The 16,027-nt window shown below is 69.9% G+C and carries 4 protein-coding genes; all 4 read right to left on the bottom strand.

The features are described 5' to 3' along the window. The coding region (locus AC6CH2_RS22360) for a condensation domain-containing protein (protein WP_498271139.1) at positions 1-1,739 on the bottom strand (1,739 nt) is incomplete at its 3' end. Between the two features lie 66 nt (positions 1,740-1,805). Next, a complete protein-coding gene (locus tag AC6CH2_RS22355) occupies positions 1,806-14,084 on the bottom strand; it encodes an amino acid adenylation domain-containing protein (protein ID WP_498271138.1) in 12,279 nt (4,092 codons plus the stop codon). 101 nt (positions 14,085-14,185) lie between these two features. Next, a complete protein-coding gene (locus AC6CH2_RS22350; protein WP_498271137.1) occupies positions 14,186-15,784 on the bottom strand; it encodes an MBL fold metallo-hydrolase in 1,599 nt (532 codons plus the stop codon). Positions 15,785-15,847: 63 nt separating this feature from the next. Continuing rightward, on the bottom strand, positions 15,848-16,027 hold a 180-nt coding region (locus tag AC6CH2_RS22345; RefSeq protein WP_498271136.1), incomplete at its 5' end, for a hypothetical protein.

The following is a 16,027-nucleotide window of genomic DNA, read 5'->3' as shown; positions in this document are numbered from 1 at the left end:
GCCTTGAGCACGCCGAGCAGGCCGACGACCATCGCCACGTTGCGCTCGGTGCAGATCGCCACGCGGTCGTCGGGTTTCACGCCGAGCGCGATCAAACGATGCGCTACTTGGTTAGCGCGGCGGTTGAGCTCGGCGTAGCTCAGCACCTCGTCTTCGACCAACAGCGCTTCGGCGTCCGGCTTCGATGCCGCTTGCGCCTCGAACAACGCATGGATCGTGCGGTCATGGATCGCATCCGCGCGTAGATCATTGAAGCCGCGCAGCACCTGCTCGCGCTCGGCGCTGGACAACAGGGCCAGCTCGCCGAGCTTGCGCGCATCGCCGCCGACCATGCCCTGCAGCAGTGCGATCCACTGCCGCACCATGCGCTCGGCGGTGGCGCGGTCGAACAGGTCGCTGGAATATTCCAACTCGCCGCTGAGGTCGTCGCCGGCATCGCCGAGCAACAGCCGCAGGTCGAAATGGGCCTTGGCGTTGGTCGCCGGCACCGCGCTCAGTTCCAGGCCGGGCAGCGCCAGACTGCCGCTGTCGGGGGTGTTGTCCAGGGTCAACATCACCTGGAACAAGGGGCTGTGGCCGAGGCTGCGCTCCGGCGCCAGCGCCTCGACCACTTGCTCGAACGGCAGCTCCTGGTGCGCGTAGGCACCGAGCGTGGTGGCCTTGACCTGGGCCAACAGCTCGGCGACGGTCGGGTCGTCGCGCAGGTCGACGCGCAGGGCCAGGGTGTTGATGAACAGACCGATCAGCGGTTCGAGTTCGGTGCGCGCGCGGTTGGCCACCGGCGTGCCGATCACCACCTCGTCCTGGCCGCTCAGGCGCGACAACAGCGCCGACCAACCGGCCAGCAAGGTCATGAACACGGTAGTGCCGTGGCGCTGCGACAGCGCGCGCAATGCGGCGGTCAGGGCCGCCGGCAAGGCGACCGGAATGCGGTCGCCGGCGTAGCTCTGCAGCGGCGGGCGCGGACGGTCGCCGGGCAATTCCAGCAGGGTCGGCGCGCCGCCGAGGTGGCCGCGCCAGAAATCGATGTGTTTCTGCAAGGCATCGCCCTGCAGCCACTGGCGCTGCCACACCGCGTAGTCGGCGTACTGCACCGGCAGCGGCGGCAACGGGTCGGCCCGGCCCTGGGCGAAGGCGGTGTAGAGCGCGCTGACTTCGCGCACCAGCACGCCCATCGACCAGCCGTCGGAAATGATGTGGTGCTGGGTCACCAGCAGCACGTGCTCGTCGTCGCCGACCCGCACCAGGCGGCCGCGGATCAGCGGGCCGGCGGCCAGGTCGAACGCCGCCAGCGCTTCCTCGCGGCCGATCCGGGCGGCCTCGGCTTCGCGTTCGGCCGGCGCCAGCGCGCGCAGGTCGTGGTCGACCAGGACGAAACCGATCTGCTCCGGCGCGATCTGCTGGCGCGCCGAGCCGTCGACGCCGACGAAGCGGGTGCGCAGGTTTTCGTGGCGGGCGACGATGCGGTCGAGCGCGGACTGCAGCGCGAGACGGTCGAGCCGGCCCTTCAGGCGCAGCGCCGCCGGCACGTGATAGGCCTCGCCGGCCGCCTGATCGAGGCGGTCGAGGAACCACATGCGCTGCTGCGCCCACGACAGCGGCAGTTCGCCGTCGCGATCGGCGCGCGCGATCGGCCGCGCGCCGTCGGGCTGCGCGGCCGGGGTCGCCGACTTGTTGAGCCGGCGCCGCAGCAGTTCCAGTTTCAGCAGCTCGATGTCCGCCGACGATTCCTTAGACATCCCGCATCTCCATCGCTAGTTGTTCCATGGTGTGTCGTCCCGCGGAGGCCGTACGCTCGCGGCAGCTCACGGGTTTTCCTCTTCGAGCAGCGCGCGCAGTTGTTCTTCCGAGAGCTGGTCGATGTCGGCGGCCATGCGCTCGACATCCTCGTCGGCGTAGCGGCCGACGCTGGCCACCAGCACCACTCGCGCCAGCAGCGCGACCTCCGGCGACTTGAACAATTCCGCCACCGGCACGTCGACGGCGAAGGCCTCGCGCACCCGCGCCATCACCTGCACGGCCAGCAGCGAATGCCCGCCGACCTCGAAGAAGTGGTCGTGGCGGCCGACCTGCTCCAGGCCGAGCAATTCCTGCCAGATCGCCGCGATGGTCTCCTCGACCTCGCCCTGCGGCGGTTCGTAGCTGCGCGCGGCCACCGCGATGCGGTCGGGCGCCGGCAGGGCCTGGCGGTCGAGCTTGCCGTTGCCGGTCAGCGGCCAACGGTCGATCAGCATGAACGCGCTCGGCACCATGTACTCGGGCAACTGCGCCGCCAGCAGCTCGCGCAGGCGGCCCGGCAAGGTGCTGCGCCACTTGGCCTCGAGCGGGTCGTGGGCGAAACCGGACTCGTCCTTCGACAACTGCTCCTGCGCGATCTGGCTGCGCCAGTCGAAACGCAGGGCCTGGCCGTCGCGACCGATCAGGGCGTGGTACTCGCCGCTGTGCGCGTTCGGCGCCCAGCTCAGGTCCAGGCTGTAGCCGCGCTCGCGGCAAAACGCCTCGAGATCGGCGCACAGCGCGCCCCGGCGCGCGTCGAGCGCGGCCTGGGCCTTGATCGCTGCGACCGAGGCCCCGCCCTCGCCCGCGCCGAGCCGCTGCCAGGCGCGCTGATACGGGGTGGCCCAGGGATGCGCGATCGCGCGCAGTCCGAGCACCGCCTCGCCGGCGGCGTCGATGCGCTGCTGCAGGCGCTGCGCGTCGAAGCCTTCGTCCCCCCAATCCTGCCAGTCGACCGCGAACGCTTCGTCGCGTTCGCCGTCGATGCTCAGCACTACGTCGTAGCGATAAGCCGACATCTCGTTTTCGTGGCGGGCCAGCTTGGGCAGCACGCGCACCGCGCTGATCCGCGGATATCGCTCGCGCAGGGCGTGGAACCAGACCGGGTCGATCAACAGCTCGATGTCGCCGCGCATCTTCTGCGCGGCGCGGTCGCCCAGCTGCGTCGCCGACAGGCTGTCGGGCGACTGGAAGGCCTGCACCGACAGGTGGAACGAGGGCATCAGGCCGTGGTGGCGCACGTCGCCGATCATCAGCTTGCCGCCGGCCGCGGTCACTCCGATCGACGAGGCGATCACCTGCTCCAGATAGGCCAGGTTCGGGAAGTACTGCACCACCGAGTTGATCACCACGGTGTCGAACTCGCCGTGGATCGCCGAGAAGTCGGTGGCCTCTCCCTGGAACACCTCGGCCTTGCCGGCCAGATCCGGGGTGACCCCGACCAGGTGGTTGACCTTGGCCACGGTCTTGACCGACAGGTCGGTGCCGACATAGCGCTCGCAGCGCGGCGCGATGTTGCACAGGATCATCCCGGTGCCGACGCCGATCTCGAGCACCCGCCGCGGCTGCAGCGCCTCGATCCGCACCAGGGTGCCGTCGAGCCATTCGCGCATGCCTTCGCTGGCGATCGCCTCGCGGGTGTAGGTGCTGTTCCAGCCGGTCAGGTCGAAGCCGAAGTCGGCCTGCTCGGTCGTTTCCTCCTCGCCCTGGTCGTCGAAGATGTCCGACCACTGCGCGACCTGGCCGTCGAGCAGCTCTTCCAACGCTTCGTCCTTGGCCGCGGCGCGCGGCGCGACATAGGCCACCAGGCGCTTCTCGCCGGGCTGGTCTTCGCGTGCGATCACCACCGCCTCGCGCACGTCGGCGCACGCCGACAGGCGCGCCTCGATCTCGCCGAGTTCGATGCGGTAGCCGCGCAGCTTGACCTGGAAATCGTTGCGTCCGACGTATTCCAGGCTGCCGTCGCTGCGCCAGCGGCCGAGGTCGCCGGTGCGGTACATGCGCGCGCCGGCGACGGCCGCGAACGGGTCGTGGACGAAGCGTTCGGCGCTCAACTCGGGGCGGCCGAGGTAGCCGCGGGCGACACCGGCGCCGCCGATGTGGATCTCGCCGACCACGCCGACCGGCAAGGGTTCGCCGTCGCCGCCGAGCACGTAGATGCGGGTGTTGGCGAGTGGCCGGCCGATGTGCGGCGCGACCCCCGCTTCGATACGCGCATAGCTGGCGTCGACCGTGCACTCGGTCGGGCCGTAGACGTTGTAGCAACGCATGGCCGAAGCCGCGGCCGCGTCCCAGGCGCGCGCCGGCAGCGCTTCGCCGCCGACCAGCACGATGCCCGGGCGCCGGCCGCCGGTCGCCGCATCGTCGAGCAGACCGGCGGCGAGCAAGGCTTCGAACTGGGCCGGCGTGCAATCGAAGATGTCGATGCGCTCGCGGCCGAGGAACTCGATCAGCGCCGCGCCGTCGGCGCGGATCGCCGCCGGCACGATCACCATGCAGCGGCCCGACAGCAACTGCACCAGCGACTGCACCGAGGCGTCGAAGGACAGCGCCGCGTCCAGACCCAGGCGCGCGCCCGGCGCGCATTCGGCGAACACTTCGCGCTCGAACGCCGACCACAAGTTGAGCACGTTGCGGTGCTCGACCATCACGCCCTTGGGCTGGCCTGTCGAACCGGAAGTGTAGATCACATAGGCCAGGTGCGAGGCCGACAAACCATCGATCACCGGGTCGTGCTCGGGCTGGGCGGCCCAGGTTTCGTCTTCGTCGAGCATCAACACCGCGATGTCGGGCGCGTGCGCGTCGAGCGACCAGGCCGCCTCGCGCAGCGCGTTCTGGGTCAGCAAGGCCTTGGGCGCGCTGTCGCCGACCAGATAGGCCAGGCGCTCCGGCGGATAGGCCGGGTCGAGCGGCACGTAGGCGGCGCCGGCCTTGAGCACGCCGAACACCGCGACCACCGCGTCCAGGCCGCGTTCGACACAGATCGCCACCCGGTCGTCGGGCGCCACGCCGAGCGCGATCAGGCGGTGGGCGACGCGGTTGGCGCGGCGGTTGAGTTCGCCGTAGCTCAGCGCGCTGCCCTCGTACTCGACTGCGGTCGCCTGCGGATCGCGCGCGACCTGGGCCTCGAACAGGCCGTGCACGGTCCGTCCCTCGTGACCCGCGGCCGGCGCATCGCCGACCTCGTTGAAGCGTTCCAGCACCAGCCGGCGGTCGTCGGCGCTGAGCAAAGACAGACCGCTGATGCGGCGCCGATCGTCCCCGGCCATCGCCTGCAGCAAGGTCTGCAGATGCTGCGACCAGCGTTCGATGGTGGCGGCGTCGAACAGGTCGTTGGCGTATTCCAGGCTGCCGTCGAGGCCGCCGTCGTGCTCGATCAGTTCCAGCGACAGGTCGAACAAGGTCTCGTCGCGCGGCTGGTCGATCAGGCTCAGGCTCAGCTCGGGCAGTTGCAGAGTGCCGGCCGGGGTGTTCTGCAGCACCAGCATGTTCTGCACCACCGGGTTGTGGCCCAGGCTGCGCGCCGGCTGCAGCATGTCGACGACCTGCTCGAACGGCACGTCCTGGTGCTCGTAGGCGCCGAGCATGACCGCGCGGGTGCGCGCCAGCAGTTCGGCCACGGTCGGGTCGTCGCCGAGGTCGACGCGCAGGGCCAGGGTGTTGACGAAGAAGCCGAGCAAGGGCTCGACCTCGCCGCGGCGGCGGTTGGCGACGGCGGTGCCGACCACCACGTCGTCGCTGCCGCTCAGGCGCGACAGCAGCAGCGACCAACCGGCCAGCAGGGTCATGAACAAGGTGCTGCCGTGGCGCTGCGACAAGGCGCGCAGGCCGTCGACCGTCTCCGCGCCGATGCGGAACCGGCGGGTGCTGCCGATGTAGCGTTGGACCGGCGGACGCGGCCGGTCGGTCGGCAGTTCCAGCAGCGCCGGCGCGCCGCTCAGGTGCTCGCGCCAGTAGCCCATCTGCGCTTCCAGCGCATCGCCGCGCAGCCACTGGCGCTGCCACACCGCGTAGTCGGCGTACTGCACCGGCAACGGCGGCAGCGGATCGGCGCGGCCTTCGGCGAAGGCGGCGTACAAAGCCGACACTTCGTCGACCAGCACGCCGAGCGACCAGCCATCGGAAATGATGTGGTGCTGGGTCAACAGCAGCACGTGTTCGTCGGCGGCCAGGCGCAGCAGGCGGCCACGGATCAGCGGGCCGGCGGCCAGGTCGAAGGGCTTGCGCACTTCCGCCGCCGACAGGGTCCGCACTTCGCGTTCGCGCGCCGGCGCGTCGAGCGCGCTGAGGTCGATGTCGTCGAGGACGAAGCCGCAATCGGCGGGCGCGATCGACTGCACCGGCTCGCCGTCGCCGGCGACGAAGCAGGTGCGCAGGATTTCGTGGCGGGCGACGACGCGGTCGAGGGTGGCCTGCAACACCGCGCGGTCGAGCCGGCCGCTGAGGCGCAGCGCCGCCGGCATGTGATAGGCGGCGCCGGCGGCGGAGTCGAGCTGGTCGAGGAACCACAGGCGCTGCTGCGCCCACGACAAGGGCAGCGGCGCGCTGCGGTCGGCGGCCAGGATCGGCGGCAGCGAGGCCGCACTGGCGCCGCGCAGGCTCAGCGCCATGTCGGACAGCTGCGGGCGCGCGAACACCTCGCGCAGCGACAGCTCCAGGCCGTGGCCTTCGCGCAGGCGGGTCACCAACTGCACCGCGATCAGCGAATGGCCGCCGAGTTCGAAGAAATGATCGTGGCGGCCGACCCGTTCGCGGCCGAGCAGGTCCTGCCAGACCTGGGCGAGCGCCGCTTCGGCAGTGCCCTGCGGCTCGGCGTAGGCGCGCGCGGCCATCGCCGTGTCGTCCGGCGCCGGCAGCGCCTTGCGGTCGAGCTTGCCGTTGGCGGTCAGCGGCAACGCGTCGAGACGCACGATCGCCGACGGCAACAGATAGTCGGCGAGCGAGCGAGCCAGCTGTTCGCGCCACTGCGCCACGCCCGGCACGGCTTCGGCGACGCCGCTCGCGGTCTCGGGGGCCGCCACGACATAGGCCACCAGGCGCTTGTCGCCAGGCAGGTCCTCGCGTGCGATCACCACCGCCTCGCGCACCCCGGCGCAAGCCGACAGCGCCGCTTCGATTTCGCCGAGCTCGATGCGGAAGCCGCGGATCTTGACCTGGAAATCGTTGCGCCCCAGGTATTCCAGGCAGCCGTCGGCGCGCCAGCGCGCCAGGTCGCCGGTCTTGTACATCCGCGCCAGGGCCGGATCGGAATCGGCGCTGACGAAGGGATCGCGCAGAAAGCGTTCGGCGCTGAGCGCTTCGCGGCCGAGGTAACCGCGCGCGACCTGGGCGCCGGCGATGCACAACTCGCCGCCTACGCCGATCGGCGCCGGCTGGCCGTGCGCGTCGAGGATGTAGACGCGGGTGTTGGCGACCGGGCGGCCGATCGAGACCTCATGCTCGGGCAACTGCGAGGCATCGGCGAACGACGCCGCGGTCGCGTATACCGCGGCCTCGGTCGGGCCGTAGGTATTCAGCAGGCCGCAGCGCAGCCCCGGCGCCTGCAACCACTGGGCCAGGTGGCGGCGTTCGACCTTCTCGCCGCCGACCACGACCAGGCGCAGGCCCGCCGGCGGCGACAGCCGTCCTTCCGCGACCGACTGCGACCACTGCTGCCAGAACGCGGTCGGCAGGTCGGCGATGTTGATCGCCTGCGCGCCGAGGAACTCGACGAACTCGGCATCCGGCGCGAGCAGATGCGCCGGACGCAGCACCACCGTGGCGCCGGCCGACAAGGTCGGGAAGATTTCCACCACCGAGCTGTCGAACGAATACGAAGCAAACTGCAGCATGCGGTCGCCCGGCTGCAGCGCGCATTGGCCGATGTGGGTACGTACCAGCTCGGCGACGTTGCGGTGTTCGACCATCACGCCTTTCGGCTGGCCGGTCGAACCCGAGGTGTAGATGACCTGGGCCAGATGCGCCGGGCTCAGCCCGAGCGCTTGCGCGTCGGGATCCTGCGACTCGCCCTCGCCCGCCGCCGCGATCAACTCGTCGATGCCCAGCACCGGCAAACGCGCCGGCTCGCCGAGCGGCAAGCGTCCGCGCAGCCCTGCCTGGGTCAACAAGACCGCCGGACGGCTGTCTTCCAGCATGTAGGCCAAGCGTTCGGACGGATAGTTCGGGTCCACCGGCACGTAGGCGCCGCCGGCCTTGAGCACGCCGAGCAGGCCGGCGACCATCGCCGCGCTGCGCTCGACGCAGATCGCGACCCGATCATCGGGCTTCACGCCCAGGGCGATCAGGCGATGGGCGATTCGGTTGGCGCGGCGGTTGAGTTCGCCGTAGCCGATCGCGTTGGCGCCGTCGATCAGCGCGATCGCATCGGGCTGCAGCGCGGCCTGACGCTCGAAGCGGCGATGCAGCAGGCCGTCCGGCGCCGGCGCGGTGCCGGTGTCGTTGAAGCCGAACAGCACTTGCTCGCGCTCCGCCGCCGGCAGCAGCGGCAAGGCGCCGAGCTTGGCTTCGGCGTCCTGCGCCACTGCGTTCAACAGGTTCGTCAGATGAGCGGCCATGCGCTCGGCGCTGGCCGCATCGAACAGCGCTTGCGCGTAGTGCAGTCGGCCGCGCAGGCCGCCGGCGCCCTCGGCGAGTTCCAGCGCCAGGGCCGGCTCCTGCGACGAAGCTGCCGCTACCGTCGCCCCGTCGAGCGCCAGCAACACGTCGAACAAGGCTTCGCCGCGTCCGCGCACGGCCTGAGCGAGCTGGGCGAACGGCAACTCGGCATGGGCGGCGGCACCGGCCAGGACCGCGGCGGCGCGCGCGATCGCGTCGGCGACGTTCGGGTCGTCGTGCAGGTCCAGGCGCAGCGCCGCGACTTCGTTGTTCAACGCAGTCGAGGCCAGGCCGGTGACGACCTCGCCCTGCCCGCTCCAGCGCGTCAACGCGCTCGCCCAGGCCGTCAACAGCACTGCCGGCAACGGCGCCGCCTGTTGCGCGGCGAGCGCACGCAGCGCCGAAGCGGTCTGCGCCGGCACGGCGATCTCGACCGCAGCCAGGCCGCGCCCGGCCGGCACGCGCCCAACGTGCCCGCGCTCGGCCTGCGCAGCGCGCGGACGATCGAACGGCAGGCTCAAGGCCAGCGGCGCATCGTCGAGCTGGGCCTGCCAGTAGGCGCGGTCGCGATCGAACACGCTCGCCTCGCGCCACGGCGCGGCGCTGCCGGCGCGCGCCGACAGCGCGGCGCGGTCGCCGCTCAACATGCGGTATCGCGCGATCAGCGCGCTCGCGGCGGCCGGATCGGCCGCGGCCAACGCCGGCGACACACGCAGGGCCAGGATCTGGCCGCCGTCGCGGCGGTACGCGGCGACGGTCAGCGGCGCATCGGTGGCGCCGATCTGGCTCAGCGCGACATCGATGCTGGCCTGCTCGTCGTGACCGGCGGCGAAAGCCGGGCTCAGCAACTGCAGGGCCGGGCCGGCGACACCGGCGCCCAGGGCGCGCAGCACCACCTCGGTCGCGGCGGCGTCGAGCGCGGCGGCGTCGAGTGCGGCGTCGAAGCGCAACAGCGCATGCGCGGCGCCGTCCTGGCCGTGATCGAACACCGGCAGGCGGTGCGCCGGCAGCGGCGCGATGGCGGCGTCGAAATCGGCGGTCATCGCCTCCAGCGCCTCGACATAGCTGCGCAGCAGCGCGTCGATGTGGATCGGTTGCAGGTTCAGGCGCGCATCGAGGATCACGGTGTAGCCGTCCTCGCGGTTGCCGTTGGCGTGCAGCGACAGGCCGAAGTTGACCTCTTCGAACAGCTCGCCTTCGCGCACCCGCAGCGAGGCTTCGCGAGTCAGCGGGTTGGAGACGCGGAAATTGGTGTAGGTGAACAGCGAATCGACCGCGAGCGCGGGGTGGCGCTGCAGGATCGAGGCCAGCGGATAGCGGCGGTGAGCGCGGCTGGCGCTCTCGGCCTCGTGCACGGCCGCGGCCAACTCGCGCCAGCGCTTGCCGCCCAGGTCGACGGTCTGCGGCAGGACGTTGAGGAACAGGCCGAGCACGTTCTCGGCGCCGCGCGCTTCCAGGCGACCGTTGTCGGTCTGGCCGGTGACCACGCGGTCGCTGCCGATCATCGCCCGCAGGGTGCAGGCATGCGCCATGAACAACAAGGTGCGCACCGCCACGCCTTCGCGCGCGGCGAGTTCGTCCAGGCGCGCGGCCAGGGCCGCGTCGAGACGGATCTCGCGATGCTCGCGTGCCGGCGCGGACGCGGCGACCGCGACCAGGCGGCCTTCGCCGGCACTGCGTCCGGCCGCGTCCCAGAACGCGCGGTTGGCCGGGTCGGCCTGTTCCAGCGCGAGTCGGGCGACGTAGTCGGCGAAACGCGAACGGCCGCTGTCGAAGCTGGGCGCCGTCTCGGCGCCGGCCTGGTAGGCGCGATAGCACTCGAACACCTGGCGCTGCAGGGTCGCCATGCTCCAGCCGTCGAGGATGGCGTGGTGGGCGTCGATCACCAACTGGATGCAGTGCTCGGCTTTGCGCAGCACGGTGAAGCGGATCAGGCTCGGCCCTTCCAGGGCGAAGCCCTTGGCCTTGATCGCGGCGATCGCGAGCGCGACTTCGCGCGCCTGGGCCGGCGCGTCGAGCCCGCGCAGGTCGGCCTGGTCGATGTTCGGCGCGACCTGCGCGTGCACCAGTTGCAGCGGCACCGAGTAACGGCCGAGCTCGAAGCCGGTGCGCAGCACCGGATGGCGGGCGACGACGTCGCCGATCGCGCGCACGAAGGCCTGCGGATCGAAGGCGTCGAAGCTGAGTTCGAACGAGAATACGTCGTGATAGGTCGAGCCGCTGTTGCTGGACAGATCGCTGTCGAGCAGACCGTGGAAGATCATGCCGTGCTGCAGCGAGGTGACCGGATAGGCGTCCTCCAGGCCGTCCGGCAACAGGGCGCGGTCGGCCTCGGACAGCAAGGCGAACGGCGCCAGTCCGGCCTCCTCGGCGGCGGCGTCTTCGGCGGCGCCTTCGTCGCCGGCCGCGGCCGCGTTGCGCGCGGCGAGGCCGGCGAGCTGGCCCAGGGTCGGGTGCTTGAAGATGTCGGCGACCGAGACCTTGATCCCGTGCGCCTGCAGTTCGGCCACCAGCTGGATCGAGAAAATCGAATCGCCGCCGAGCGAGAAGAAGTCCGAGCCGCGCTCGATCCCCTGCACGCCGAGCAACTGCTCCCAGACCGAAGCGATCAGACGCTCGGTCTCGTCGAGGGTTTCGTCGACCGCTTCGGCGTTGGCGCGCTGGGCTTCGAACAGCGCGGCCAGCGACTTGCCGCAGATCTTGCCGTTCGGCGTCAACGGCATGCGTTCGACGAACAGGATCTGCGCCGGCACCATGTGCCGCGGCAGGCGCTGGGCCAGGCGGTGCTTGAGTTCGTCGACGCCGGTCGCCGCGGCGCCGCCGTCGGCGAAGGCCAGCAACAGCTCCATGCCGTTGGCGGCGTACAGCTGCACGCTGATCTTGCGCGCCGGCAGCAAGGCGGCGAGCTGGGCGACGATTTCCGCCGTCTCTACGCGCTTGCCGCGGATCTTGATCTGCCCGTCGCGGCGGCCGAGGTAAACGATCTGGCCGTCCTCGTCGTAGCGGCAGACATCGCCGGTGCGGTAAATCGGCGAGTCGGCGAGCGGCGCGCGCACGAAGCTGCGCGCGCTGGCGTCCTCGAGGTTGTGGTAGCCCGCGGCGACGCCGCGGCCGGCGATCACCAGTTCGCCCGCCACACCCGGCGCGCACAGGCGCAGGCCGGCGTCGACGATGTAGGCCTGGGCGTTCTGGATCGGACGGCCGATCACCACCTGCGAGCGCTGCAGCCATTCCTCGCGGCCGGCCTTGTACACCACCGAGATGTCGGTGCACTCGGTCGGGCCGTAGATGTTGGCGAGCTCGGCCTGGCAGGCCTCGCTGGCCAGCCACGGCCGCAGCAGGCTCAGGTCGAGGGCTTCGCCGCCGAGCGCGAGCAGGCGCAGGCTGCGCAGCGAACGATAGCCGTTGCCGGCGTCGTGCTTGAGCAAGGCGTACATCGCGCTCGGCGCGCAATTGATCAGACTCACCCCGGTCTGCTCGATCTGGCGCAGTTGCGACGCCGGATCGAACAGGTCCGGACGTGCCAGCACCAGGGTGCCGCCGGCCATCAGCGGGGCGAAGATGTTCTTGATCGAGGCATCGAAGCCGATCGGGATCATCAACAGCACCCGGCTGCCCGGGTCCAGATCGCAGAAGCGGACATACCAGTCGCACAGGTTGGCGAAGGCGCCGTGCGGGACCAGCGCGCCCTTCGGCCGCCCGGTCGAGCCGGAGGTGTAAAGCAGATAGGCGACGTCTTCGGCGCCCAGCGCCGGATAGGCCGGCGCGGCGATGTCGGCGGGCGGGGTCGGCAGACTGTCGAGGTCGAGCACGAAGCCGTAGAACTCCGGCAGGTGGTCGGCCAGGCTCGACTGGGTCACGACCACGCCGGCGCCGCTGTCGCCCAGGGTGTAGTCGATGTGCTCGCGCGGATAACTCGGGTCCAGCGGCACGAACACCGCGCCGGCGCGCATCACCGCGACCGTCGCCGCGGCCAGATCGATCGATCGGTCCAGGTGCACGGCGACCTTATCGCCCTTGGCTATGCCCATCGCCAGCAGGCGCGCGGCGATCTGGCGCACGCGCGCGTCGAACTGGGCGTAACTGGCCTCGCCGTCGACGGCACGCACCGCGATCGCTTGCGGGTTCGCCGCCACCGCGGCGTCGATGCGGGCGAACAGGCCGGCGTGGTCGACCGGGCGTTGCTCGCCCTGGGTAAAGGCGGCATAGCGCTGGGCCAGCCGGTCCTGCAGCAGCTCGGCGACCGGGCGCTGCGGCTGCTCGACGACCTCCTCGAGCAGGGCGAGATACAAGTCCAGCCAGGCCTCGACCGTGCCGGCGCGGAACAGGTCGGTGTTGTAGTAGGCGATGACCTGGTCGCCCTGCACTTTCAGGGTCAGGTCGTATTGCGAACGGGTGCCGAAGGATGCGCGTTCGCTCGCCTCGACCTCGTCGAACAGCTCCAGCTTGCGCGCCGCGCGCTCGTACAGGAATTTGACCTGGAACACCGGCGAATAGGCCGCGTCGCGCTCGATGCCGAGGGCGTCGACGACCTTGTCGAAGGGCATGTCCTGGTAGCGCAGCGAGTCCATCGCGGCGATGCCGGCCTGGACCAGATACTCGCCGACCGGCGTTTCCGGGTGGATCCGGCTGCGCAGGGCCAACTGGTTGACGAAGAAGCCGGCCATGTCGCGCAGGTCGGCGTGGTCGCGGCCGAACACGTCGGTGCCGACCACGATGTCGTTCTCGCCGCTGAGCTTGTTGAGCAGCAGATGGCAGACGCCGAGATAGAAGCCGAACTCGGGCAGGCCGCGGCTGCGCAGGAAGGCGCCGACCTTGCCGCTCAATGCGGTCGGCAGTGGGCGGGCGAGTTGGGCGCCGTTGTAGCTCTGCAACGCCGGGCGCGGGAAGTCCAGCGGCAGCTCCAGCACGCCCTTGATCCCGTCGAGCTGGTGCTGCCAGTACGAACGCGACACCTCGTAGCCACCGGCCTCGTATTGTTCTACCTGCCAGGCGGCGTAGTCGAGGTAGGACACCGGCTCGACCGCGACCCGGGCGTGGCCGCGATCGCGGTAGATCCGCGAGACTTCGTGGACGAACTGCTGGATCGACCACTCGTCGGTGGCGATGTGGTGAAAGCCGACCAGCAGGGTGTAGTCGCCGGCGCCCCGCTTGAGCAGGTGCACCCGCAGCGGCAGTTCCTCGCCGAGGTCGAACGGGCGCTCGGAGACGTCGCGGCGGCATTCGGCCAGGCCGGCCTCGCGCGCGGCCTCGGAGGCCTCGCTGAGGTCGCGGAAACCGACCTCGAAGACGCGTCCGGCATCGAAGCGCTGGCGCGGCACGCCGGCTTCGACCCGATAGGTGGTGCGGTAGATCGGGTGGCGCTGGACCACCGCCGCGACCGCGTCGCGGAACCCGGCGACATCGAGTTCGCCGCGCAGTTCCAGCTCCATCGGCAGGATGAAGCTGGTCAGCTGCGGGTCGTACTGGTACAGGAAGTACAGGCGCTGCTGGGCGAACGAAAGCGGATACGAGCCCTCGCCGACGCGCGCGGGAATCGCGTCCTGCGACATGCGCGCGTAATAGGCCGACAGCTCGGCCTTGTAGCGCTTCATCGTGGCCTTGACCTCGTCGGTCAGCAAGGCCTGGTCGCCGGTGATGCGCAACTTGCCGTCGACGACCTTGATGTCGATGCCGTTATGTTCGACGTACTGCACCAGCTCGAAAAGAAACATTAGCGAATTCCCTGTAATCCTGTGAGGCCGCCGCGGCCGGCGGCCGCCCGACGTTGCATTCCCTGTCGCCGCGACGCGCCTGTCGGCCGCCGCGGTGCGCATCAACTGAAGTTCCAGACCTGCTTGGCGAACAGACGCCCGGACTGCACCTGGCGGGAGGCGCAGAATTCGAGCAGTTGGCTCGACTCCTGGATCTGGCGCGCATCCTCGGTGTAGTCCATGCCCATGAAGTACTTGAACCAAGGCTCCATGCCGAGCGCGTAGACGTAGACCTGCGAAGGCTTGAAGATCTCGATCATCTTCCGGGCCGAGGCGCAGTCGGAGCCGTTGAAGCGGCGCGACTCGTTGATCTCGCGCGGAATCGGCTTGGTGAACAGCGAGCCGTACAGCCAGCTCATCGGCGCGCCGACGCATTCCATGCCGATGAACAGCAGGTCGACATGGCCGATCACCTTCTGGATGCGCTCGTACATGCGCTCGTCCAGGCTGGAGGAGTCGGCGCCGGAGAAGATCTTCTGCCCGGCGAACTCGAAGTACCACGCGGTCTTGGAGCGAATGTGCAGGTCGGCATGTTCGCCGAGGAAGGGAATCGCGCGGATGCGTCCGTCGAGGCAGTCCAGGATTTCCATGTCCTCGAACTCACGCACCTTGAAACCGATGGTCTGCAGCATCAGCTTGATCGAGGGGTCGACGATGCTGCCGCCGCCGTTCTTGGGCACCAGCACCTCGCCGATCTTGTGGCGCAGTTGCAGCAGGGTCTCCACGCAGACATGGTCCATGTGGGTATGGGTCAGGCAGACGTAGTCGATGGTTTCGGGCAGCTCGCTGAAGCTCAGCACGCGGTCGCCGTTGGCCTCGTCGCGCACCGCGATGATCGGGTCGACCAGGATGCTGGTGCGGTCGGTCTCCAGAAGCAGGCCGGCGTGGCCCAGGTAGCTGACCCGCAGCCGCCCTTCCAGCGGCGCGCGCGTCGCCTTCGGCGGCTCGGTGGTGAACAACTCGTCGACGGTCAGCCCGCCCTGCAGGCCCACGCCTTCGAACAAACGGTCGATCTGCTCGCGCTCGATCGGCGTGCCGCGCGCGGCGAACAGGCCGTCGATGAAGTCGTGCACGAACGGCACCTCGACGTGCAGGTGGTTCTCGTCGGGCAGGCGCGGCGAGCTGAGCACGAACGGGCGCTCCTTGACCTTCCCGAGCAGGCCGAGCGAGACGCTCTGCGCCAGCGGCTTGTACAGCGGACTTTCGTAGATCAGGCCTTCGATCAGCCGGAACGAGGCGTTGTGGTTCATGTCGTAGATCAGCTCGACGTAGCCGCGCAGCGCTTCGGGCACCTGCGCGTACAGCGGCTCCAGCGACAGGCCCTTGGCCTGCTCCAGCATTTCGTTGAGCTTGGCCACCGCCTTGCGCAGGTCCAGGTAATCCTGATGGGTGTGCTCGATGTCGCGGATCAGCCCGCGCACGTTATCGAGCTGGTCTTCGCTGCAGTTGACGAAGTCGCCGCCCGACAGCTCCGGATTCTTGCTCGCGGCCAGGTGCAGCTGATGGTTGGCGACGAAGGATTTCATCAGGCGCAGGCTGCGGCCGGTGAGGTTCATCGCCGCGCTGACCGGCGGCAGCAGGTAGGGCCAGGCGTACCACTTGAGCACCAGCGGCTCGAAATAGACGTTCTCCCTGAGGTAGTAGCGCTGCTGCATGCTCATGTCCTTGCCGTTTCCATTCCTGAATGTGGTCGTTCGGGTACTGCAGTGCCGCCGCGGACGCGGCTAGAGGTCGAATTCGATGACCGTCGCGTCGTCGGTCTCGCGGCGCAGGCGCGGCGATTGCTGTTCCACGTAGGCGGCCATGTCCTTCAGCGCCTGGCGTCCGTACAGCTCGCCGACGTTGGCGTTGATGCCGTAGCGCTGGCGGATCTCGAAGCCGAGCCGGGTGATGACCAGCGAACT

The organism is Lysobacter sp. GQ73, assembly GCF_059758755.1.
This window is presented reverse-complemented; position numbering and strand designations above follow the sequence as displayed.